This is a genomic window from Actinopolymorpha pittospori, assembly GCF_014873875.1.
Taxonomy (GTDB): domain Bacteria; phylum Actinomycetota; class Actinomycetes; order Propionibacteriales; family Actinopolymorphaceae; genus Actinopolymorpha; species Actinopolymorpha pittospori.
Genome location: NZ_JADBEM010000001.1, coordinates 8,646,792 through 8,668,703, shown reverse-complemented (window position 1 = coordinate 8,668,703; position 21,912 = coordinate 8,646,792). Strand labels below are relative to the sequence as shown.

21 protein-coding genes and 1 tRNA gene are annotated in these 21,912 nt (G+C 70.4%); 19 read left to right on the top strand and 3 right to left on the bottom strand.

Annotation, left to right across the window (positions count from 1 at the left end):
• The first annotated feature begins 1 nt into the window (after window position 1).
• From rpmA to HEB94_RS40150, 12 genes are all read left to right on the top strand, one after another.
• The gene (gene rpmA / locus HEB94_RS40205; RefSeq protein ID WP_192754688.1) at window positions 2–256 is read left to right on the top strand and encodes a 50S ribosomal protein L27; all 255 of its coding nucleotides are present in this window, start codon (window positions 2–4) and stop codon (window positions 254–256) included.
• Window positions 257–373: 117 nt separating this feature from the next.
• A complete protein-coding gene (obgE, locus tag HEB94_RS40200; RefSeq protein ID WP_192754687.1) occupies window positions 374–1,735 on the top strand; it encodes a GTPase ObgE in 1,362 nt (453 codons plus the stop codon).
• Window positions 1,732–2,883, top strand: coding sequence for a glutamate 5-kinase (proB, locus tag HEB94_RS40195; RefSeq protein ID WP_192754686.1), 1,152 nt, complete (start codon window positions 1,732–1,734; stop codon window positions 2,881–2,883). The genes obgE and proB overlap by 4 nt, the downstream gene beginning before the upstream one ends.
• Window positions 2,884–2,894: 11 nt before the next feature.
• The gene (locus tag HEB94_RS40190) at window positions 2,895–3,251 is read left to right on the top strand and encodes a hypothetical protein (protein WP_337918266.1); all 357 of its coding nucleotides are present in this window, start codon (window positions 2,895–2,897) and stop codon (window positions 3,249–3,251) included.
• 85 nt (window positions 3,252–3,336) lie between these two features.
• Entirely contained in the window at window positions 3,337–4,620 is a 1,284-nt protein-coding gene (locus HEB94_RS40185; RefSeq protein WP_192754685.1) for a glutamate-5-semialdehyde dehydrogenase, read from the top strand.
• An 89-nt stretch (window positions 4,621–4,709) separates the two neighbouring features.
• A complete protein-coding gene (locus HEB94_RS40180) occupies window positions 4,710–4,853 on the top strand; it encodes a hypothetical protein (protein ID WP_192754684.1) in 144 nt (47 codons plus the stop codon).
• Window positions 4,854–4,900: 47 nt separating this feature from the next.
• Entirely contained in the window at window positions 4,901–5,497 is a 597-nt protein-coding gene (gene nadD / locus HEB94_RS40175) for a nicotinate-nucleotide adenylyltransferase (protein ID WP_337918264.1), read from the top strand.
• A 75-nt stretch (window positions 5,498–5,572) separates the two neighbouring features.
• Complete coding sequence (gene rsfS / locus HEB94_RS40170) at window positions 5,573–6,001, top strand: ribosome silencing factor (RefSeq protein ID WP_192754683.1); 429 nt, start codon at window positions 5,573–5,575, stop codon at window positions 5,999–6,001.
• On the top strand, window positions 5,998–6,636 hold the full coding sequence (locus HEB94_RS40165; protein ID WP_192754682.1) for a histidine phosphatase family protein: 639 nt from the start codon (window positions 5,998–6,000) through the stop codon (window positions 6,634–6,636). Before rsfS ends, HEB94_RS40165 begins: the two co-directional genes overlap by 4 nt.
• 100 nt (window positions 6,637–6,736) lie before the next feature.
• Window positions 6,737–6,809: transfer RNA gene (locus HEB94_RS40160), tRNA-Ala, on the top strand.
• A gap of 188 nt (window positions 6,810–6,997) precedes the next feature.
• Window positions 6,998–10,114, top strand: a complete 3,117-nt coding sequence (locus tag HEB94_RS40155) for an AfsR/SARP family transcriptional regulator (RefSeq protein WP_202896801.1) — start codon at window positions 6,998–7,000, stop codon at window positions 10,112–10,114.
• A 265-nt stretch (window positions 10,115–10,379) separates the two neighbouring features.
• Window positions 10,380–11,606, top strand: a complete 1,227-nt coding sequence (locus HEB94_RS40150; RefSeq protein WP_192754680.1) for a cytochrome P450 — start codon at window positions 10,380–10,382, stop codon at window positions 11,604–11,606.
• A gap of 71 nt (window positions 11,607–11,677) precedes the next feature.
• On the opposite strand, the gene HEB94_RS40145 is transcribed toward HEB94_RS40150, so the two are convergent.
• Window positions 11,678–12,433: an SDR family NAD(P)-dependent oxidoreductase gene (locus HEB94_RS40145; RefSeq protein WP_192754679.1), complete on the bottom strand. Its 756-nt coding sequence runs from the start codon at window positions 12,431–12,433 to the stop codon at window positions 11,678–11,680.
• A 129-nt stretch (window positions 12,434–12,562) separates the two neighbouring features.
• On the opposite strand from HEB94_RS40145, the gene HEB94_RS40140 reads away from it, so the two are divergent.
• Together HEB94_RS40140 and HEB94_RS40135 are read left to right on the top strand one after the other, a co-directional pair.
• Window positions 12,563–12,997 carry an Rrf2 family transcriptional regulator gene (locus HEB94_RS40140; protein WP_192754678.1) on the top strand — a complete coding sequence of 145 codons (435 nt, stop codon included), beginning with the start codon at window positions 12,563–12,565 and terminating at the stop codon, window positions 12,995–12,997.
• Window positions 12,998–13,008: 11 nt separating this feature from the next.
• Window positions 13,009–13,968 carry an NAD(P)H-dependent flavin oxidoreductase gene (locus HEB94_RS40135; RefSeq protein WP_192754677.1) on the top strand — a complete coding sequence of 320 codons (960 nt, stop codon included), beginning with the start codon at window positions 13,009–13,011 and terminating at the stop codon, window positions 13,966–13,968.
• Between the two features lie 31 nt (window positions 13,969–13,999).
• On the opposite strand, the gene HEB94_RS40130 is transcribed toward HEB94_RS40135, so the two are convergent.
• Window positions 14,000–14,650, bottom strand: a complete 651-nt coding sequence (locus HEB94_RS40130; RefSeq protein ID WP_192754676.1) for a TetR/AcrR family transcriptional regulator — start codon at window positions 14,648–14,650, stop codon at window positions 14,000–14,002.
• A gap of 201 nt (window positions 14,651–14,851) precedes the next feature.
• Here HEB94_RS40130 and HEB94_RS40125 point away from each other — a divergent pair, with 201 nt between their 5' ends.
• Both HEB94_RS40125 and HEB94_RS40120 read left to right on the top strand, forming a co-directional pair.
• Window positions 14,852–15,589, top strand: a complete 738-nt coding sequence (locus HEB94_RS40125; protein ID WP_192754675.1) for an SDR family NAD(P)-dependent oxidoreductase — start codon at window positions 14,852–14,854, stop codon at window positions 15,587–15,589.
• 654 nt (window positions 15,590–16,243) lie between these two features.
• Window positions 16,244–17,011, top strand: a complete 768-nt coding sequence (locus HEB94_RS40120) for an MIP/aquaporin family protein (protein ID WP_192754674.1) — start codon at window positions 16,244–16,246, stop codon at window positions 17,009–17,011.
• Between the two features lie 179 nt (window positions 17,012–17,190).
• On the opposite strand, the gene HEB94_RS40115 is transcribed toward HEB94_RS40120, so the two are convergent.
• Window positions 17,191–18,309 (bottom strand): adenosine deaminase, encoded by a 1,119-nt coding sequence (locus HEB94_RS40115; protein WP_337918262.1) that lies wholly within the window; start codon window positions 18,307–18,309, stop codon window positions 17,191–17,193.
• Window positions 18,310–18,490: 181 nt separating this feature from the next.
• On the opposite strand from HEB94_RS40115, the gene add reads away from it, so the two are divergent.
• From add to HEB94_RS40100, 3 genes are all read left to right on the top strand, one after another.
• Entirely contained in the window at window positions 18,491–19,492 is a 1,002-nt protein-coding gene (gene add / locus HEB94_RS40110; protein ID WP_192754673.1) for an adenosine deaminase, read from the top strand.
• Entirely contained in the window at window positions 19,489–20,181 is a 693-nt protein-coding gene (locus HEB94_RS40105) for an HAD family hydrolase (protein ID WP_202896800.1), read from the top strand. The genes add and HEB94_RS40105 overlap by 4 nt, the downstream gene beginning before the upstream one ends.
• A 179-nt stretch (window positions 20,182–20,360) precedes the next feature.
• Entirely contained in the window at window positions 20,361–21,896 is a 1,536-nt protein-coding gene (locus tag HEB94_RS40100) for a tetratricopeptide repeat protein (protein WP_192754672.1), read from the top strand.
• Window positions 21,897–21,912 lie beyond the last annotated feature (16 nt).

The window sequence follows — 21,912 nt, the reverse complement described above, 5'->3', positions numbered from 1 at the left end:
CATGGCACACAAGAAGGGCGCCTCGTCCTCGCGGAACGGGCGCGACTCCAACTCCAAGCGGCTTGGTGTCAAGCGCTACGGCGGCCAGCTGGTCAACGCGGGCGAGATCATCATCCGGCAGCGCGGCACCCACTTCCACCCCGGCGTCAACGTCGGGCGGGGTGGCGACGACACGCTGTTCGCGCTCTCCGCGGGCGCCGTCGAGTTCGGCAGCCGTCGTGGCCGCCGGGTCGTCAACATCGTCCCGAGCGAGTAGAGCCGCACACCTGATCACAGCCGTCGGGGCGGGCCATGGGCCCGCCCCGAACTGTTTGCCAGGCCCCGCGACACTTGTCGAGGAAGGCCCGCGACGCCCGAGGAAAGGAGGTGCGCTGTGGCAGTACCCACGTTCGTCGACCGTGTGACGCTTCATGCCGCCGGTGGAGACGGCGGCCACGGTTGCACCTCGGTGCACCGAGAGAAGTTCAAGCCGCTCGGTGGACCCGACGGAGGCAACGGCGGCAAGGGTGGCAGCGTCGTCCTCGAGGTCGATCGAGGCGTCACCACCCTGGTCGACTACTACCACGCCCCCCATCGGCGGGCGGCGAACGGCCGGCCGGGTCAGGGCAGCAACCGGTCCGGCGCCGACGGCGCCGACCTCGTGCTCCGGGTCCCCGACGGCACGCTCGTGAAGACACCCGAGGGTGAGGTCCTCATCGACCTCGTCGGGGAAGGAACCTCCTACGTCATCGCGGCGGGCGGCAACGGCGGTCTCGGCAACGCGGCCCTCGCCTCGTCGCGCCGGAAGGCGCCGGGGTTCGCGCTGCTCGGCGAGCCTGCCGAACGCAGCAGTGTCGTTCTCGAGCTCAAGCTCGTCGCCGACATCGGCCTGGTGGGCTTCCCCAGTGCCGGCAAGTCCAGCATCATCGCGGCACTGTCGCGGGCGCGACCGAAGATCGCCGACTACCCCTTCACGACGCTCGTCCCCAACCTCGGCGTGGTGACCGCGGGAGACACGACGTTCACGCTCGCCGACGTGCCCGGACTGATCGAGGGCGCGAGTGAGGGACGCGGCCTCGGCCACCAGTTCCTCCGCCACATCGAACGCTGCAGTGCCCTCTGCCACGTCATCGACTGCGCCACCCTCGAGCCCGGCCGCGACCCGTTGAGCGACCTCGACGTCATCGAGGCGGAGCTCTCGGCGCACGGTGGGCTGGAGGACCGGCCCCGCATCGTGGCCCTGAACAAGGCCGACGTTCCGGACGCTCGGGACCTCGCCAACCTCGTCCGACCCGAGCTCGAAGCCCGCGGCCTGCACGTCTTCGAGGTGTCGGCCGCGACCCGCGAGGGGCTGGTCGAGCTGTCCTACGCCATGGCGCGTCTCGTCCACCAGCGCCGGGCGAGCCTGCCGCCGCAGGAGCCGACCCGCATCGTGATCCGGCCGCGCGCCGTCGACGAGTCCGACTTCAGCATCAAGCGCGAGGGCGACGTGTGGCGGGTGCGTGGCCGCCGGCCGGAGCGCTGGGTCCGCCAGACCGACTTCTCCAACGACGAGGCCGTCGGCTACCTCGCCGACCGGTTGAACCGCCTGGGCGTCGAGGACCAGCTCCGCAAGCTCGGAGCCGAACCCGGCGACGCCGTGGCGATCGGGGAGGAGCAGAACGCCGTGGTGTTCGACTTCGACCCCAGCGTCGAGACCGGCGCGGAGATGCTCCGCGGTCCCCGTGGCGGCGACCCCCGCCTGGAGGGCCGGTGAGCGGAGGGCTTCGGACCGACGTCACGGGCGCCCATCGGGTCGTCGTGAAGGTCGGATCGTCCTCGCTCACGAGTGCCCGCGGCGGCATCGACCAGCAGCGCATCGACACCCTCGTCGACGTCCTCGCCGAACGGCGGGGGAACGGCATCGAGGTCGTCCTGGTGTCATCCGGCGCGATCGCCACGGGGTTCGCGCCGCTCGGGCTGCGCAGCCGCCCCCGCGACCTCGCCACCCAGCAGGCCGCGGCGAGCGTCGGACAGGGGCTTCTCGTCGCCCGCTACACCGAAGCCTTCGGCCGGCACGGGTTCCGGGTCGCGCAGGTGCTGCTGACGCTCGACGACGTGACCCGGCGTTCCCACTACCGCAACGCCTACCGCACCCTCGCCCGGCTGCTGGAGTTCGGGGTGCTCCCGATCATCAACGAGAACGACTCGGTGGCGACCGAGGAGATCCGGTTCGGCGACAACGACCGGCTCGCCGCCCTGGTCGCCCATCTCGTCAACGCCGACCTGCTCGTCCTGCTCTCCGACGTCGACGGGCTGTACGACGGGGACCCCCGCCGGCCCGGCTCGGCGAAGGTGAGCGAGGTCCGCGGCGAGGAGGATCTCTCCCACGTCGTCGTCCGTAAGTCGGGCAGGTCCGGCGTCGGAACCGGCGGCATGGTGACGAAGGTGGAGGCCGCCCGGATCGCCACCGGCGCCGGCATTCCGGTCATCCTCGCCGACGCCTCCGACGCCGGTAGGGCGCTCGCCGGCGAGCCGGTCGGCACGCACTTCCACCGGACCGGGCGGCGCCGTCCGGCCCGCCAGCTGTGGCTGGCGCACGCGACGACGCCACGCGGCCGGCTGCGGTTGGACAGCGGTGCCGTGCGGGCGGTCTGCGAACGCCGCGCGTCGCTGCTCCCGGCCGGCATCGTCGAGGTGGACGGTGACTTCGGCGTCGGGGATCCGGTGGATCTCGTCGATCCCGAAGGCCGTACTGTCGCCCGCGGGCTGGTCAACTTCGACGCGCACGAACTCCCCGGACTGCTCGGACGGTCCACCCGGGACCTCGCGCGAGAGCTCGGACCGGCGTACGAACGCGAGGTCGTACATCGGGACGATCTCGTCCTGGTCGGCCAGCGCGACCGCAACGGCACGAGAGCGTAGGAGAGGCGGCGGTGGTGAGCCCCCAGGAGACGCGGATGTGGCACATCACCGTGACAGTGTCCGGCGAGCCGCACAATCTGGACGAAGTACGCGCCGCCCTGGAACGCCTGGTCGAGGAGCGACCCTTCCTCCTCACCGTCCGCTACCAGGCCGACCGCGCCGAGGTGCGCTACTGGGAGCAGGCCAACGAGATCCTGGACGCCGCTTCCCTCGCACTACGCCTGTGGAGCGAACACCGGGAGAGCACCGGGCTCCCGCAGTGGGAGGTCATCGGCCTGGAGGTGCTCGACCAGGAGACCTTCACCATGCGGGTCGACGAGGGCACCGCGCCGCCGCCGTTCGCCGGGACCGCCGTCCGCCCCTACTGACACCGGCTGACCCCGGCCCGGCACGCTCGCGGGGCGATCTTGGGCTGGACGGATCCCAGGTGGCGCACGCCCCTAGGATCGATCCATGACCGATCGTGTGAACGACGACTCCGCCGCGCAGCGCGAGGCCGTCCTCGACGCCGCGTCCCGCGCCCGGGAGGCCGCCGTCGACCTCGCCGCACGTTCCCGTGCCGACAAGGACGCCGCGCTCCAGGCGATGGCCGGAGCGCTCGAGGCCCAGTCGGCGGGCATCCTGGCGGCCAACGCGATCGACGTCGAGCGAGCACGCGCGGCCGGTACGCCCGAAGCGATCATCGACCGGTTGCGGCTCGACGACGGGCGGATCCGCGGCATGGCCGACGGCCTGCGTGACGTCGCCCAGCTCACCGACCCGGTGGGCGAGGTGGTCCGCGGGTACACCCTGCCCAACGGTCTCGAACTGCGTCAGGTGCGAGTGCCGTTCGGTGTGGTCGGCATCATCTACGAAGCGCGACCCAACGTCACCGCCGACGCTGCCGGCCTGTGCCTGAAGAGCGGCAACGCCGCCCTCCTGCGTGGCTCCTCCTCGGCCCGGGAGTCCAACGCGGCGATCGTGGACGCGCTGCGGAAGGCGCTCGTCGACGTCGGCCTTCCCGCCGACACCGTCCAACTCGTTCCCGCGGAGAGTCGCGAGTCGGTCACGCACCTGATGCGGGCCCGCGGTCTCGTCGACGTCCTCATCCCACGCGGTGGAGCCGATCTGATCCGCAGCGTCGTCGAGCAGTCGACCGTTCCGGTGATCGAGACCGGAGTCGGCAACTGCCACGTCTACGTCGACGAGGACGCCGACATCGACATGGCGCTGTCCATCCTGGTGAACGCCAAGACGCACCGGCCCAGCGTGTGCAACGCCGCCGAGACGTTCCTGGTGCACGCCGGGATCGCCGAGGCGTTCCTGCCGCGCGCGCTCGCAGCGCTGCGCGACGCCGGTGTCACGGTGCACGGAGACGCGCGGGTGGCGGCCCACGACGACGCCGTGGTGCCCGCCACGGAGGAGGACTGGGGCACCGAGTACCTCTCGCTGGACATCGCGGCGGCGGTGGTCGACTCCCTCGAGGACGCGTGCCGTCACATCCGGCGTTACGGCTCCGCCCACACCGACGCGATCATCACCCGGTCGCAGCCGGCCGCTCGCAGGTTCGTCCAGGCGGTCGACTCCGCGGCGGTCGTGGTCAACGCCTCGACCCGGTTCACCGACGGTGGGGAGTTCGGGTTCGGTGCCGAGATCGGCATTTCCACCCAGAAGTTGCACGCTCGGGGGCCGATGGGGCTGCCGGAGTTGACCTCGACGAAGTACGTCGTGGTGGGCGAGGGGCAGATCCGCGGCTGACCCGCGTTCGGGCGCGGTGAGGCCGGCCGATGGACCGGCCCGCCGGGCTGGCGAAAGGCGGCGGGTGGCTCCCCGGTAGGCTGCCGGCCATGTCGTCGTTGGTGCCCATCGTGCAGGCCGCCGGTCCTGAGCTCCCGGTTCCGGGTCCGGTCATCGGCCTGCTCGCCTTCGTCATCCTGCTGATCCTGCTCGCGATCACGCTCGCCATCGGCAAGGGTCGGCCCCACAGCTGAGCGGTGGCGACCCACAGGCGCGGGACTCGACCGCGCGAGGAGACACGGTGAACGACCGACGTCCCCGTATCGGGGTGATGGGCGGCACCTTCGACCCCATCCATCACGGCCACCTCGTCGCCGCCAGCGAGGTGCAGGCGTGGTTCGACCTGGACGAGGTGATCTTCGTCCCGACGGGCCGACCCTGGCAGAAGGGTGCCCGGGAGGTCGCGCTCGCCGAGGACCGCTACCTCATGACGGTCATCGCCACGGCCTCCAACCCACGCTTCTCGGTGAGCCGGGTGGACATCGACCGGCCGGGCCTGACCTACACCGTCGACACGCTGCGTGACCTGCGTACCGAACGCGGTCCCGAGGCCGACTTCTACTTCATCACCGGGGCGGACGCGCTCACCCAGATCCTCACCTGGCGTGACGTCGACGAACTCTTCGCGATGGCGCACTTCGTCGGCTGCACCCGACCCGGGCACGTGCTCGACACCGAGAAGGTGCCGAAGGACGTCACCCTGGTCGAGATCCCGGCGCTCGCGATCTCCTCCACCGAGTGCCGTGATCGGGTCGCCGCGGGGCGACCGATCTGGTACCTCGTGCCGGAGGGGATTGTTCAGTACATCAACAAGAGGCGCATGTACCGCGGGACGTGAGATCCTGGGGTTGTCTGTACGCCGATCAGTTACGGCGTTCCGGTCTTTTGTCCGGATTCGTCGAGAAAGGACCTCGTGCCCGCAACGACCGAATCCGTCGAGCTGGCACAGCTGGCCGCCCGGGCCGCTTCTGACAAGCTGGCCCGCGACATCGTCGCTTTCGACGTCTCCGAGCGGCTCGCTATCGCCGACGTGTTTTTCTTGTGCTCCGCATCCAACGACCGCCAGGTGGGCGCCATCGTCCGGGAGATCCAGGACCAGTTGGCCATCACCGGCGTCAAGCCGTCCCGTCGCGAGGGCGACCGTGACAATCGCTGGGTCCTCATCGACTACGGCGACCTCGTCGTCCACGTCCAACACGTCGAGGAGCGCGCCTTCTACGCGCTCGAACGCCTGTGGCGTGACTGCCCGGAGATTCCGCTCCCCGAAGCTGTCACGGTGGGCGGCGGACCGGGTGGCCAGCTGTCGGCCGACGATCCGCGCGCGACCGGAACAGACGCGTGACCGCCAGGAGACTGGTGGCCTGGCGACACGGCCGGACCGAGTGGAACCACGAGGACCGTTTTCAGGGGCAGACCGACATCGCGCTGGACGAGGTGGGTCTTGCCCAGGCGGAGGCGGCTGCCGGATGGCTCGCGGCGTTGCGGCCGGCGGCCATCGTGGCGAGCGACCTGACGCGCACCACCCAGACGGCGGCCGCACTGGCCCGCGTCACCGGCCTGCCCGTGACCTACGACAGTGACCTGCGAGAGATCCACGTCGGGTCCTGGGCGGGTATGACCAGGGACGAGTTCATCGCCCGCCACCCCGACCTGCAGGCTCGCCTCGACGCCGGTGAGGACGTGCGACGGGGTGGCGACGGCGAGACCATGGCCGAGGTCGCCGAGCGCGCCGAGAAGGGCTTCCTGCGTGCGACGGAGCTGGTGGCCGACGGTGAGACCGTCGTGGTCACCTCTCACGGCCTCGCCACCCGGGTCGGGATCGCCCGGCTTGTCGGCCTTCCGCCGGAATGTTGGGACGTGTTCGGCGGACTCCGCAACTGCGCGTGGGCCGTGTGCGAGCAGGGCAAGAACGGTTGGCGCATCGTCGAATGGAACGCCGGGCCGCCTTCGGATCCGCGTTCCGGCGACACCCGCTGAGGCTGTCGGGTCGGTTCGCCAGGCGGCGAGATCGATGGGGGTGCCCTGGTTTCGCCCACCGGATACCGACCCGGTAAGCTTGCGGAGCCCGCAAGGGCGAGGGGCTGTAGCGCAGCTGGTAGCGCACCTCCATGGCATGGAGGGGGTCAGGGGTTCGAGTCCCCTCAGCTCCACCGAGAATTCAGATTCTTGCGTTCCGACCCGCGATTCGTCCGCGGACGAAACCCTCTCGCTCACCATCTGAGCGAGAGGGTTTTTGCTTGTCGGGGCCTTGGCGTTGGCGCCTGGCGACCAATGCGCGAATTCGGCCGTCGGAGGCCTGACGAGCACCCATGGCAAAATCAGCCAGGTGCGGATCGGGATGCTTGGACCATTCGAGGTTCGAACGGACGACGGCGTTCTCGCCGACGTGCCGGGCGCCCGGTTGCGCGGACTGTTGGTCGCCCTCGCGCTCAAGCCCGGTCAGGTGGTCCCGAAGGCGACGCTCGTCGACTGGATCTGGGGCGAGCAGCCGCCCGCCGAAGCAGCGAACGCCTTGCAGCGCTTGGTTTCCCGACTGCGGAAGGCACTGCCGGACGGGTTGGTGGAGGGGCAACCGGACGGCTACCGGTTGAGGGTGGAACCCGACTCCGTCGACGCCATCCGGTTCGAACGCCTCGTCGGCCAGACCCACAACGACGAGGATCCACAGCGGGTACCGATGCTGCGCGAGGCCCTCGCACTGTGGCGCGGCGCGGCCATGCAGGACGTCGGTGTCCAGGACAGTGCGGCATACGACGCGGCGGTCACCCGGCTCGAGGGGCTACGCCTGACCGCCATGGAGGATCGGTTCGACGCGGAGATCAGCCTCGGCCACGGTGCGGAGCTGGTCAGCGAACTGACCGACCTGGTGGCCGCGCATCCGTTCCGAGAACGCCTTGTCGCCGCGCTGATGCGTACTCTCGCTGCCGCCGGCCGCACCACCGACGCGCTGCTCGTGTACCAGCGCACGAGAGAAGCGCTGGCCGACGCGCTGGGCGTCGACCCCTCACCGGAGCTGTCCGCCTTGCACGTCGCGCTGCTGCGGGGCGAGGTGGGACGGCGGGCGGAGGACCGGAAGACCAATCTGCGGTCCGAACTCACCAGCTTCGTCGCCAAGGACGCTGATGTCGCCGCGGTCCGCGAACTCATCGACGGCTCTCGGCTCACCACCCTGGTCGGGCCGGGCGGTGCGGGGAAGACCAGGCTGGCCACCGAAACCGCGCGCACGCTGCTCGGTGGTGTGTCGGACGGTGTGTGGCTGGTGGAGCTCGCGGCCATCGGCGCGGACGGTGACGTGGCGCAGGCGACGCTTGACGCGCTCCGCATGCGGGACGCGCTGCTGGGCGAGGCATCGGACACGGAGCCGACCGGGCGGGTCGTCACCGCGTTCCGTGAGCGCGAGGCGCTGCTGATCCTGGACAACTGCGAGCACGTGATCGAGTCGGCGGCGGCGTTCGCCCATCGGGTGCTCGGGGAGTGCCATCGGCTGCGGATCCTCGCGACCAGCAGGGAACCGCTCGGCATCACCGGCGAGGCGCTGTGGCGAGTCGCGCCGTTGGCCGTGCCCGCGGGTGACGCGGATCCGGGCGAGATCGAGTCCGCTCCGGCCGTCCGGCTGCTGCGCGATCGGGCGGGCGCCGTACGCAAGGATCTCGCGGTAGATGCCCACACGTTGTCGACCCTGGCGCGGGTCTGCCGGGCGTTGGACGGGATGCCGCTGGCGATCGAACTGGCCGCGGCCAGGTTGCGCACCATGTCCCTCGATCAGCTCGCCGACCGGCTCGACGACGTGTTTCGCCTGCTGACCAGCGGTAGCCGGACAGCGCTGCCCCGGCAACGGACGCTGCGTGCGGTGATCGACTGGAGCTGGGAGTTGCTGACCGACGCCGAACGGGTGGTTCTGCGCAGGCTCTCGGTGTTCTCCGGTGGTGCGAGCCTGGAAGCGGCCGAGCGAGTCTGCGCCGGCGGCTCGGTGGAGGCGGTGCAGGTGCTCGAGTTGCTGACCGCACTGGCCGAGAAGTCGCTGGTGGTCGCCGACAGCGACGACGCGCCGCGGTACCGGATGCTCGGCACGATCAAGGAGTACGCCGGCCAGCGGCTCGCGGAGGCTGGGGAATCGGATCTGGCACGCCACGCGCATCTGGCGTACTTCACCGAACTCGGCGAAACCGCGGATCCGCATCTTCGCCGCGCCGAGCAGCTGGAATGGCTCACCACGATCGAGGTCGAGCACGACAACATCAGTGCGGCGATGCGCGGTGCGCTCGCGGCCGGTGAGGCGCAGGGGGCGATGCGGCTCGCGGCGGCCGCCGGCTGGTACTGGTGGCTCGGCGGGCACAAGGCCGAAGGCAACGAGCTGATCATGGCGGCCACCGCCGTGCCCGGCGAGGTGACCGATGACATCCGGGCCACGGTCTACGTGTTCGTCACGAACTTCCTGACCTCCGGACGGGGTGACCACTACCAGGCGGAGGAGTGGATCCACGAGGCGTACGAGATCAGTCAGCGTGTCCAGTGCGGTCACCCGGCGGTACGGCTCCTCGCCCCACTGGAACGCATGATGCGAGCGCCGGACGCGGTCCTGCCCGCGTGGGAACCACTGCTCGCCGACGAGGACCCCTGGGTACGGGCCATCGCCCGCCTACAGCTCGGCAAGATGCGGATCATGCTTGGCCAGGACGGGTGGAGTGCCGACGCGTATCTTGAGCTGGCGCTCACCGAGTTTCGCGCGATCGGCGAACGGTGGGGGCTGTCGTTCGCCCTGACCGAGGTGGCGGATCGCATCGCCATGCGCGGCGAGTTCGCCGGTGCGTGCGAGCACTACGAACAGGCGATCGCGGTCGTCGCCGAGGTCGGCGCCATCGAGGACGTCGTACGGTTGCGGTCGCGGCAGGCCCAGCTGTACTGGCTGTTGGGAGACGGGCAGTCGAGCGCGGCTGCCATGGCGGAGGCCCAGCGGCACGCCGAACGGGTCACCTGGCCGAACGCGCTGGCCGAGCTGGCCCTGGCGAAGGCGGAACTCGCGCGCTGGAGCGGCGACGCCGAGCAGGCCCGCCAGCAACTCGGCATCGCGACGGACATGCTGGGCAACGAGACACACATCATCGCGGTGAGACACGACATGCTGGGTTATCTTGCCGAGGGTTTCGACGAGGCGAGGGAACACCGCGTCGCCGCCTTCGAGGTGACGGCCGAGTACGGGTACGCCCCCCTGACCGCGCAGGTCATCGTCGGGATGGCGGATCTGGCGCTACGCGAGGAGCAGTACGAGCAGGCAGTGCGGCTGCTCGCGGCAAGCACGAGCGTGCGCGGCCTGCGGGATCACTCCCAACCAGATGTGGCCCGGATCGAGCAGGTCGCGCGACGTCGCCTCGGGGACGCGCGGTTCGCCGAGGCGACGCAGGAAGGGATGCGGGCGAACTGGCGCGAGCTGGTCGCGGTCACGCTCGCCCCTTGAACGCCGAACGCGCGCTCTCCCACGGTCAGCACCATCGGGTGTCACCGGTCTGACCGGGTGTGATCAGAATCGACGAAGGCCTGCCCCGGCCATCGCGGTCCGGTGGAACCTGCTGGACCATCCACCCGGGACACCACCTCAACCACCCACACGACACGGCCCAGCCGAGCAGGTCCCCGGCATGGCCGGTGTCTGAGCCATGTCAGTCGCATGTCAGGTCCGTCGGCGATTGTGGCTGCACCAGCCGCCACGAAAGGAAAATCCGATGAGTCAAACGGTTGCTGTTCCGCAGGGCCTCCCGATGGAGCGCGACGCGGGCCCCTTCAACCCGCCCAGCGAGATCACGCGGCTGCGCGGGGCTCGCCCGGTCAGTCCCATGGCCTTCCCCGACGGTCACCAGGGCTGGCTCGTCACCGGTTACGAAGCGGTCCGCCAGCTCATGGCCGACACCCGGTTCAGCTCCCGCGGGGACATCGGTGTCATGCACGTGCCCTTTGAGACCCCCGGCATGCCCGCCGCCACCGAACCGTCCCCGCCGATGCCGGGCCTGTTCATCGCCATGGACCCACCCGACCACACCCGGCTGCGGCGCAAGCTCATCGGCGCCTTCACCGTCAAACGCATGAAGCAGCTCGAAGAGCAGATCATCGACATCACCGAGCGACAACTGGAGGAGCTGGCGCACCTGACCCCGCCGGTCGACCTGGTCAAGGCGTTCGCGCTGCCGGTGCCCTCGCTGGTGATCTGCGAAATGCTCGGTGTCCCCTACGCCGACCGGGAGACCTTCCAGGTCAACTCCGCCAAGTTCCTGGAAAGGGAGGTGTCGCTGGAAGACAAGATGGGGGCGTTGGGCGCACTGATGACGTACCTGTCCGAACTGGTCACCAGCAAGCGCGCCACTCCCAGCGAGGACATCCTGTCCGACCTGGCCGGCCACGACGACCTCACCATCGAGGAGCTGACCGGCGCCGCCTTCCTGCTGCTGCTCGCGGGCCACGAGACCACCGCCAACATGCTGGGCCTGGGCACCTTCGCGCTCCTGGAGAACCCCGATCAGCGGGCCGAACTGCGCGCCAACCCGGAGCTGCTCCCCGATGCCGTCGAGGAACTCCTGCGCTACCTGAGCATCGGTGACATCTTCTACCGTTACGCCACCGAGGACATCGAACTCGGCGGCGAAACGATCGGCAAGGGATCGACCGTCGTCGTCTCGCTGCTGGCCGCCAACCACGACCCCCAGCGCTTCGACAACCCCGACGCCCTAGACATCCACCGCAAGGCCCGCGGTCACCTGTCCTTCGGCCACGGCGTCCACCAGTGTCTGGGCCAGCAACTGGCCCGCATCGAGATGCGCGCGGGTTTCGGGGGACTGCTGCGTCGCTTCCCGACCCTCCAGCTCGCCATCCCGGCCGGCGACGTGAAACTCAGGACCGACATGAACATCTACGGCGTCCACGAACTGCCGGTCACCTGGACCGAAACGGCCCCGTAGAACCCTCGGCCGAGCGCGCCACGTGCACCCCGAAGGACATCGCTCCTTCGGGGCGCACGGCACGTACCGGTTCAGGCGTTGTAGCCGCCGTGGGCGTCCAGCACCGCGCCCGAGACGTAAGACGCGGCGGGGCTTGCCAGGAAGACGATCGCCGCGGCGATCTCAGCGGGGTCGGCCATGCGCTGCAGGGCCAGCGAGCTGAGGAGAGCCTTGAGGACCTCGGGGTCGGGCGGCTCCATGCCGCTCGCCATCAGGCCGGCCTCCACGACGTTGGCCGTGATGCCCCGGTGCCCCAGGTCCCGTGCGACGCCCAGGGTGTACCGCTCGATCCCCGACTTGGTCGCTGCGTAGTCGGCCACGCCCGGGACGCCGACTCGGGTGCCCAGTCCGGAGCTGACCGTGATGATGCGGCCGTCGTCGCGGAGTACTCGGGAGGCGGCCCGGATGGTCGCGATCACTCCGAGGTAGTTGGTGGCGTGCATGAGGTCAAGCGCGGCGGTGTCGACGTCCGGGTCGTCCACCGTGCGGCCCTGTTCGGGGGAGATCGCCGCGTTGTTGACCAGGATGTCCAGGCCGCCGAAGTGCGTGACCACGTTGTTGATCAGCACCGGCGCCTGGCTCATGTCCGCCTGGTTGGACTGGAACGCGACGGCCTTCGCCCCCGTGCCGCGTACCTCGTCGACGACGCCCTGCGCCTTCTTCGCTGAGCTGGCATAGCTGAACGCGACGTCGGCGCCCTGCTCGGCCAGCAGCCGTACGGTCGCGGCCCCCAGCCCGCGAGATCCCCCGGTGACCAGGGCGATCTTGCCCGTGAGCGGCTTGTTCATTCTTCTCACCTCGCTGATTGACACCTTCTTGGCAGTTGGAACAGTAATAGTTACGACAGCAGATCGCAACCGTTGTGGTTACGACAGCTCGGTCGTAACATGAGGCGTTGCGGAGGAGAGGAGGGGGCCATGAGCGCAAACAGCAGGTTGACGATCGCCGCCCACGCGCTGGCCTGGATCGGCCTCCACCAGCGCCAGGGCAACGAGGTCGCCACCTCCGAGCAGATCGCGACCAGCGCCAACACCAATCCCGTGGTGATCAGGCGGCTGCTCGGCGAGCTGCGCAGGGCGGGGCTCGTGGAGTCCCGTCGAGGCGTGGGCGCGGGCTGGTCGCTGACGCGTGAGCTGGAGTCGATGACCCTGCTCGACGTGTACGAGGCAGTCGAACCCGGCCCGCTGTTCGCGATGCACCGCGCCAGCCCGGACCCGGGGTGCGTGGTGGGTTATGGCATCCAGCCGGCGATGCAGGGCATCTACGAGGGCATCGAGGAGACGCTGAGGCGCGAGTTGGCCCGCGTCTCCCTGGAGGACGTACTCCGGAACGTCCTCGCGGCGCCTCGCTAGTCTCTGCGGTCATGGCGTTGTCGACGGCGTTCACGAGACTGTTGGGCCTTCGGCACCCGATCGCGTTGGCGCCGATGGGCGGATCCGCCGGCGGCGCGCTCGCGGCCGCGGTGTCTGTCGGCGGTGGGCTCGGGTTGCTCGGTGCCGGAGGCGGGGATCCGGACTGGCTCGCCCGCGAGCTGCCGATCGTCGCAGGCGCCGGGAAGCCGTGGGGTGTCGGCTTTCAGACCTGGGCGATCGATCTCGCTGCCGTCGAACGGGTGCTGGAGCACGGCCCGAGGGCGGTGATGTTCTCCTTCGGAGACCCGAGCCGCTACGTCGAACGAGTCCGCGGCGCGGGTGCCGCGCTGATGGTTCAGGTCACCGATCTGGAGGAGGCCAGGCAGGCGGTGGACCTGGGAGCCGACGTCATCGTGGCGCAGGGGACCGAGAGCGGTGGGCACGGGGCTCGACGCGGGCGGGCCACGCTGCCGTTCGTGCCGGTCGTGGTCGACCTGGCGGCGCCGGTGCCTGTGCTGGCGGCTGGTGGGATCGCCGACGGCCGTGGCCTGGCAGCCGTCCTGGCGCTTGGTGCCGCCGGGGCGCTCATCGGCACCCGCTTCCAGGCGAGCGCCGAGGCGCTTGTCGATCCCTCGATCGCCAGGGCGATCGTCGAGGGCCGTGGGGAGGACACCGAGCGTAGCGGCGTCCTCGACATCGCCCGCGGGTCGCGATGGCCGTCGAAGTACACCGCACGCACGCTCGGCCACCCCTACCTCGACCGGTGGCGGGGCCGGGAGGCGGAACTCGCCGTCGACCAGCAGGCCCAGCTGGCCTATCAGGCCGACCTCGCGCGCGGCGATCTGCCTCCGTTGCCGGTGTGGGCCAGCGAGGCCATCGACCTCATCACCGACCTGCCGCCCGCGGCCGATCTTGTCGGCGCGCTCGTCGCGCAGGCCGAGGATGCCCTGGCTCGAGCCGGAGGGCGCTGAGGGAAGGCGCGCGAGCGGTCGCCGGGCCCGCCTACTCGGAGGGATCCGGCGTCGTCTCGGTGAACCTCAGTTCGCGCGGTGCGGGGTGTGGCAGCGGCTGGGCCCGATCGGATCGGATGCCGTCGAAGACCAGGCCCAGGTATCGGCGCCACAGCTGGGGTTCGGCACCCAGCAGCGGCGCGGCGGTCTGGTGCACGCCGCCGAGCAGCAACACGATGTCCGTTCCGGTGACGTCCGGGCGGATGGCCTTCTGCCGGCGGGCCCGGTCGGTCAGCCTCTCCGCGACGTCGCACAGCCGCTCGAGGCCCGCGCGGACGTCGGGATGGTGCAGTGACGGGCGTCCCACGACCTCGCAGAACGCGCGGTCCTTGGCGAGCAGTTCGACGCCGGCGGTCATGAACGCGAGGAGTGCCTGCGCCGGATCCTCGGCGTCTGAGAGGCCGACGCCGACGGCGACCAGGCCGTCCACCATCTCGCCCATGATCGCGGCGAGGAGGTCCTCCTTGGTGGTGAAGTGCCGGAAGACCGTTCCCTTCCCGATGCCGGCTCGCTGCGCGATCTCGGCGATGGAGACGTCAGTTCCGTGCTCGGCGAAGGCGTCGGCGGCGGCGCTCAGCAGCAGTCGTCGGTTGCGTACGCCATCGGCTCGCGGCGGCCGCGACGTCGGGGAAGCGGTGGTCATGGCCCTCCAGTCCGGCGCTCGGTCCTGTGTCGAGCGCCACTCTAGCTCAAGCTGACCGCCCGGTCCGGTTACGTGTTACGGTCTAACCTGACCGTCTGGTCACCTTAGAGGCCCCGGAGGGTGCGACAGTGCTCGCCTTGCCTCCGGCCACCCGATCGCGACCAGTCGCGAACTGGAAGCGGAATGGAACAGGAAGAACGCATGGATCACTCCTTGGAAGGAAAGGCCGTCCTGGTCACCGGAGCCTCGTCGGGTATTGGCGAGGCGACCGCGCTGGCTCTGTCGAAGGCGGGAGCGAGAGTCGCCGTCGGCGCTCGGCGCACCGAGCGGCTGGCGGGGATCGCTTCGCGAGCGTCGGGTGAGGTGCTGACGCTCGAACTCGACGTTACCGACGAGCAGTCGTGCCGCGCGGCGGTGGCCGCCACCGTCGAACGCTTCGGCGGCCTCGACGTACTGGTCAACAACGCCGGGCTCATGCTGAGCGGCCCGATCCTCGGGGCCGACACCACGGAGTGGACCAGGATGGTGCGGACCAATCTGTTGGGGTCGATGTACACCGCCCATGCCGCGCTGCCGCATCTGCTGGAACGACGGGGAACCCTGGTGCAGACCTCGTCCACCTCCGGCCGAACGGCCTCGGCCGGCGGGGGTGTCTACTCGGCGACCAAGTTCGGGATCAACGCGTTCTCCGAGGCCCTGCGCAAGGAGGTCACCGCGCAGGGTGTGCGCGTGGTGGTGATCGAGCCCGGGTTCGTGGCCACCGAGTTGGCGAGCCACATCACCGACCCGTCCATGCGAGCCGTCGCCCAGGACATGATGAGCTCGATTCGCACCCTGGAGCCCGAGGACGTCGCCAATGCCGTTCTCTACGCGGTCAGCCAGCCCGACCACGTGGCTGTCAACGAGATCCTGCTTCGCCCGACCGACCAGACGGTCTGACGCCTCGATCCGCGGGGCGCGACCTAGCCTGGTCTGTGGGGACGTGCGCGTCGCGGCGTCGCCCGTCCACTGAGGAGGTGGGCAGATGTCGAGCGGGCGTTCTCGCCATGGTCCGGGCATCCCGGGCCGGCGCGAGGGACGTCAGGGCGTGGGTGCGGGAACGCGGAACTGGTGCCACGGAGAGCAGGGCGTGCCGCACGGATCCGTCATCGGCCGAGACGTCATGTACGGCTGGCACCGGGACCGACCCTGTGGGCCTCCACCAGCCTGGGTGCGGCGACTCTTCGGCATCGAGTGGATCTGCCTGCATCGCGAGGTCTGCCCGGGGTGTGGGCGCGTCATCCGCCAGTCACTTCCGCCGCAGGAGTGCCCCGACCGGCCGAGGACGACAGGCCGTCCCGAGGAGCCCAACGGGTCGAAGGAGCCGAAACGGGACGGATGAGCCACCGACACCCAGGATGACCCGCCCGGAAGGGGTCGGCTGGGGGAGGCGGCGCCCGGTCGGACGGTGTCACGCTTTTCGAGAACGGTCCATCGCGGTCACTGTCGCGAAGGCTCGACCCTCGAGGAGGGAGCGAGGTGACACTGCGACACACACTCCGGCGCAGAGGCCGGGAAGGCCGCGTGGAAAGGCCGTCCAGGCCGACCGAGGAGATGACGGGCCTCTACGGGCACCGGATCGGTGCGAACATGGCCGCCGCCGCGGCCGCGGAGGCGATCGGCACCTTCGTGCTGGTGCTGGCGATCATCGCGACCGCGATTCCAGCCGCGCTGGGCAGACCGCTCGCCGGCGGTCCCTACAATTCCCTCGCGGTGGTGCTGGCCAACGGGCTCGCGCTTCTGGTCCTGGTCGCCGCGTTCGGGCACGTCTCGGGGGCGCACTTCAATCCCGCGGTCACGCTGGGGCTCGCGGTGACGCGGAAGTTTCCGTGGAGCTATGTTCCGGCGTACCTGGTGGCCCAACTCGGCGGTGCCCTGATAGCCGCCCTCATCGCCTGGGTGCTGTACGGCACGGCGGGGCGCTCGGTGGCGCTGCTCGGCGCCACGCAGCCAACGCCCGGGGTCGGTGCGGGCCGGGTCTTCCTCGTCGAAGCCGTGGTGACCTTCGTCCTCGTACTCGTCATCATGTCCGTCGCGACGGACCGTCGGGCGCGGACCGGCGTCGCCGCCACCGCGGCCGGCCTGGCACTGGCCGCGGCGGTCTTCATCGCAGGCCCGCTGAGCGGTGGTGCGGTCAACCCTGCCAGGGCTCTGGGCCCGATGATCGTGGCGGGCGCGTTCACCGACGTGTGGGCCTACATCGTCGCGCCGATCGTCGGCGGCATCGTCGCCGCCTTCACCTACGACCGGCTCCTGCGCAAGGCGGCGATGCCCGAGCAGCACCACGAGACGATGCCCGAGCAACGCGAACCGAGCCGCTGAGCTCAGTCGCCGACCGACAGGCCGAACTGGGCATGGAAACGGGGCCGTCGAGAAGGCGACCCCGACCGGCGTCCGTTCGTCGTTCGCCCAGCGAAGCTGACGCGCAGACGCTCGACCAGTGAGAGGCCGGAGGCAACCCTCTACACATCGGCACTATCTGTGGAGGATCTCCTCCATGGTCAGCCGGCGAGATGCCGGGCGAGGTAGCTGTCGATCTCTCCTGTCAAGCTCACCTTGACGTCATCGGGAGCGAAGGACGCGCCCACGGCGTTACGGGCGAGTGCCGCGATGCCGGTCTCGTCGAGATCGAGGAGTTCGGCGGCCACGGCGTACTCCTGGTTGAGGTCCGTGGCGAACATCGGCGGGTCGTCGGAGTTGATGGTCACCAGACAGCCCGCCGCGACGAAGTCGGCCAGCGGGTGCTCGGCGAGCGTCGCGACGGCCCGGGTGGCGATGTTGGACGTCGGGCACACCTCGAGCGGGATCTGGTGCGCGGCGAGGTGGGCAAGGAGTTCGGGGTCCTGCGCGGCCGAGGTGCCGTGCCCGATGCGCTCCGCGCCGAGGTCGTTCAGCGCGTCCCAGATGGTCCCTGGACCGGTGGTTTCGCCGGCGTGCGGCACGCTGTGCAGCCCGGCCCCGCGGGCCGCGTCGAAGTGCGGCTTGAACTGCGGCCGCGGCACGCCGATCTCCGGTCCGCCGAGACCGAAGCTGACCAGCCCCGCGGGAGCCAGCCGGGTCGCGGCGTCGAGGGTGATGTCCGCGGCGCGCAACCCGTCCTCCCCGGGAATGTCGAAACACCAGCGCAGGACGAGCCCGAGGTCGCGTTCGGCTGCCAGGCGGGCGTCCTCGATCGCCTCCATGAAGGCCTCGCCCGGAATGCCCCGGTCGAGGTGGGAATGCGGTGACACGGTGAGTTCCGCGTAGCGGACGTTGAGCGCGTGCATGTTCTCGGCGATGCCGTACGTCAGCGTCCGCACGTCCTCGCCGTCCTTGATGAGGTCGACCACGCTGAGGTAGACGGTGACGAAGTGGGCGAAGTCGGAGAACGTGAAGTACTCCGCGAGCTTCGCCTCGTCGGCCGGCACCGCCGCGCCGGGATGGCGCGAGGCGAGTTCGGCCACGATGCGCGGCGACGCCGAACCCACGTGGTGGACGTGCAACTCGGCTTTGGGAAGTCCGGCGATGAACCCGGCGTAGGGCGACGACACGGTCGTCGTCATGGGCGCCGTCAGAGGCGCCGTCAGTCCGTCGGTGAGCTCGTCGGTGCGCTTGTCGGTGCGCTGGAACGGGGAGGGCACGCCCGCGAGTCTGACACGCCCCAAGGGTGCGATGCCGCGAAGCTGACACGAAATTGTCAAGTTCTACCCGGTATTGCTGCGCCGTGGCGGTCGGTGGAGAAGCGCTTTGGTAGCGTGCCTGGCCGGGCTCGGGCGCGACGCCGGTTGGCGCTCCAGCGGCCCGACGGAGGAGGTAGGACACGTGGACCTGGCGGCGTTGCCCAAGGTCGAGTTGCACAGCCACCTCGACTGTTGCCTGAGCTATGACGCCGTAGGTCAGATCGATCCGGGAACCACGCGGGAGCGCTACGACCGGCAGTTCGTCGCTCCGGCCCGCTGTGGATCGCTGGCCGACTACCTCCGGTACACCCTGAACCATCGTGCGGCCCTGCAGACCGAGCGGGCGCTGCGGATCGCGGTGCGTGACGCCTTCGCCCAGATGGCTGCCGACCACGTGGTCTACGCCGAGCTCAGGTTCGCCCCGCTGGTCCACCTCGAGGAGGGCCTGACCCCGGACGAGGTCGTGGGCGCCGTCGCCGAGGAGACGGTCCGCCAGACCCAGGAGACCGGCATCGAGGCCTCGATCATCCTGTGCACCCTGCGCGACTTCGACACCGACGCCAGCCTGCGGACCGCGCGCCTGGTCGAGCGCCACGCCGCGTTGGGTCCGGTGACGGCGCTCGACATCGCCGGTGACGAGGCGACCTATCCGCTCGACCCGCACCTGCCGGCCTTCGAGCGGGTGCGACAGGCCGGGTTGGGCGTGACCGTCCATGCGGGCGAGGCTGCCGGGCCGGCGAGCGTGTGGGAGGCGCTGGACGCCGTGGCGACCCGCCGAATCGGCCATGGCGTCCGCGCCGTCGAGGACTCCGACCTCGTGGCCCGGCTCGCGGAGGAGCGGATCCATCTGGAGCTCTGCCCGAGCTGCAACGTCCAGACCGGCGCCGTGCCCGCCTTCGACGCCCACCCGGTCGACCAGCTGCGCAACGCCGGCGTCCGGGTCGGGATCAGCACCGACACCAGAGGAGTCAGCGACATCCGCCTGACCCAGGAGTACCAACGCCTGCACGAGACCTTCGGCTGGACGCTCGCCGACTACGCGCGGGTCAACCGCGACGCCCTCGACGCGAGCTTCGCGCCGGCGGACGTGCGCGCGCGGGTGGGCGGCCTGCTCGACGCGGCCTACTCCGAGGTGTCGTCGTGACGCGATCGAGGCAGGTGCTCATCTTCGACGCCGACGACACGCTCTGGGAGAACAACCTGCTCTACGAGCGGGTGATCGAGGACTTCCTGGACTGGCTCGCACATCCGACGCTGGACCGGGCCGAGCTACGCACGATGGTGGAGGACGTCGACGCCGCGAACGCCGTCGCGCACGGCTACGGCAGCAAGGTCTTCCTACGAAGCCTCGGTCAGTGCCTCGAACGCCTGCGCGCGCGCCCCGCGACCGTCGCCGAGCAACGACAGATCGAGGAGTTGGCGGTGGCCCTGGTCGAGCACAAGGTCGAACTCCTTCCCGGCGTGGCCGAGACGCTGGACGACCTCGCCCGGCGGCACGATCTGCGCCTGCTCACCAAGGGCGACCCGGAGGAACAACAGCGCAAGGTCGACGCGTCGAACCTCGCCCATCATTTCCAGGGCGTCCACATCGTTCCGGAGAAGCGGGCCGACACCTACCGGCAGCTGGCCGCCGAGCACGCGCTGGTGCCCTCGGCGACGTGGATGATCGGCAACTCGCCGAAGTCCGACATCAATCCCGCCCGGGCGGCCGGGATGAACGCCGTCTTCATCCCCAACCCCCACACCTGGGCGCTCGAACACGACGAAGTCGACCCGACCGACGCTCAGGTGCTGCGGCTGCAGGCGTTCCCGGACCTGCGCACGCACTTCTGAGCCGCCCGGGCGCGGCCTCGGGGAGTGCCCCTTCGGCCTTCGCGGGATGGACTCCGCCTCGGACGGCGCCGCGAGGCAGTCCTGATCGTTGGATGTCCAACGATCAGCGGGTGACCGTACGCCGACGGAGTGAGATGATCTCCCTGGCGTCATTGACAACCCCATCTCGTAGGAGCCTCGTGATCTCCCTACGCATTCGTCTCGCGTGCGCTCGGGCGGCGGCGAAGGTCGCGCCGGAGTGGGGACGAGTGTGGCTCGCGACCGTGTGGGTGAGTCTCGCCGAACATCTCGCGTTCCATCAGCGCCGTGAGGAGGCCGCTCTCGCCGCGCGTACCGCCGTGCGGCGTTGGCTCCTGCTCCATCGACGCCGGCCCGATCGACACCAGGCTCGGCTGGCCCACGCACTGGGTGTTCTCGCCGATCGGCTGGGCGACATCGGCGCCGACGACGAGGCGCTCGCCGCCGCCGAGCGGGCGGTCGAACTCGTCCAGGACCATCCCGCGGCGGACGCCAACGTCCTGGCGACGACCCGGCACGCCCTGTCCCTGGCCTACGCCCGTGCGGGGCGACCCGACGACGCGATGACGACGATCGAGGAGGCCGTCGCGCTGCTCCGGCCCGCCGAGGTGGACGGAGCGCGGGTGGTCCGGCTGACACCTTCGAGTCGGCCGGCGCTGGCCGCCGTGCTCACGAGGTTCGGTGAGTTCCTCGCCGGCCGCGGCCGCTACGAGGAGGCGCTGGCGGCGTACGGCGAGGCGGTCGTCACCTACCAGTGGTTGTTCCGCCGCGGCCGCTGGCGCTACACCGTTCCCTACCTCGGCGCACAGGGGGAGCGGGCGCGCCAGTTGGGCGCCCTCGGGCGCTACGCGGAGGCGCTGGAGCAGGTCGCGCGCCCGCTCGCCTACTTCCAGCTGATGGCCGGCGCCTATCCCGCCCAGTACCGCTGTGTTCAGGCGGCGCTGCTGGCCGATGTCGCGGAGTGGCGGGGCGCCCTCGGCCAGCACGACGAGGCCCTCGACGGCGCCGACCTCGCCGTGGCACTGTTCCGGCACGAGTGCGAGACGCAGCCGGCGCGCGCCGAGGCGGGCCTGGCGTTCGCGCTGCGCTGCCTCGGGGTCCAGCTTCGGGCACTGAACCGCCCTGCGGAGGCGGTGGTCGTGTTGGAGGAGGCGCTGGTCATCCGGCGGCGCCTCGCGGCGAACTCCTCCGGCCACCTCACCCCGTTGGCCAACCTGCTCACCGAACTCGCCGACACCTTCTGGGCGTTGAACAAACGCGGCCCCTCCATCCGGCTGACCGCGGAGCGGGTCGCGGTCGACCGCCAGCTCGTCGTCGATCCGCGAACGGGGCCGGAGGAAGGCTCCCGGATGCTCGCCCGCGACCTGTACCTCCTCGGCGTACGCCGTCGCGCGATGGGACAGCTCGAAGACGCCTCCCAGGCGTTGGAGGAGGCGGTCGACCGGCTCCGCGATCTCGTCGCCGGTCTGGTCTCCGGTGTGGAGATCACCGGCGGATCGGACCCGGGCCAAGGGCCGACCGGTCGATCGGGGGTGGCGGCCATAGCGGCGAACCCCGACGACCAGGCCCTGCTGGCCGATGGTCTGGAGGAACTGGCCCACGTCTACGACGCGCGCGGCTACCTCGTGGAGGCTTTCATCGCGATCGACGAGTCGACGGCGATCCGGGACCGGCTGGTGTTCGCGCCGCGCAGTTGACCGGGCCGCCGGCCGA

Excerpts from the sequence above, each read along its gene's own strand:
- HEB94_RS40180 (WP_192754684.1), top strand. The coding sequence starts at position 4,710 with ATGTCGTCGTTGGTGCCCATCGTGCAGGCCGCCGGTCCTGAGCTCCCG.
- HEB94_RS40135 (WP_192754677.1), top strand. The coding sequence starts at position 13,009 with ATGGCGTTGTCGACGGCGTTCACGAGACTGTTGGGCCTTCGGCACCCG.
- HEB94_RS40150 (WP_192754680.1), top strand. The coding sequence starts at position 10,380 with ATGAGTCAAACGGTTGCTGTTCCGCAGGGCCTCCCGATGGAGCGCGAC.
- HEB94_RS40140 (WP_192754678.1), top strand. The coding sequence starts at position 12,563 with ATGAGCGCAAACAGCAGGTTGACGATCGCCGCCCACGCGCTGGCCTGG.
- rpmA (WP_192754688.1), top strand. The coding sequence starts at position 2 with ATGGCACACAAGAAGGGCGCCTCGTCCTCGCGGAACGGGCGCGACTCC.
- HEB94_RS40120 (WP_192754674.1), top strand. The coding sequence starts at position 16,244 with ATGACGGGCCTCTACGGGCACCGGATCGGTGCGAACATGGCCGCCGCC.
- HEB94_RS40130 (WP_192754676.1), bottom strand. The coding sequence starts at position 14,650 with ATGACCACCGCTTCCCCGACGTCGCGGCCGCCGCGAGCCGATGGCGTA.
- HEB94_RS40125 (WP_192754675.1), top strand. The coding sequence starts at position 14,852 with ATGGATCACTCCTTGGAAGGAAAGGCCGTCCTGGTCACCGGAGCCTCG.
- HEB94_RS40145 (WP_192754679.1), bottom strand. The coding sequence starts at position 12,433 with ATGAACAAGCCGCTCACGGGCAAGATCGCCCTGGTCACCGGGGGATCT.
- HEB94_RS40155 (WP_202896801.1), top strand. The coding sequence starts at position 6,998 with ATGCTTGGACCATTCGAGGTTCGAACGGACGACGGCGTTCTCGCCGAC.
- HEB94_RS40185 (WP_192754685.1), top strand. The coding sequence starts at position 3,337 with ATGACCGATCGTGTGAACGACGACTCCGCCGCGCAGCGCGAGGCCGTC.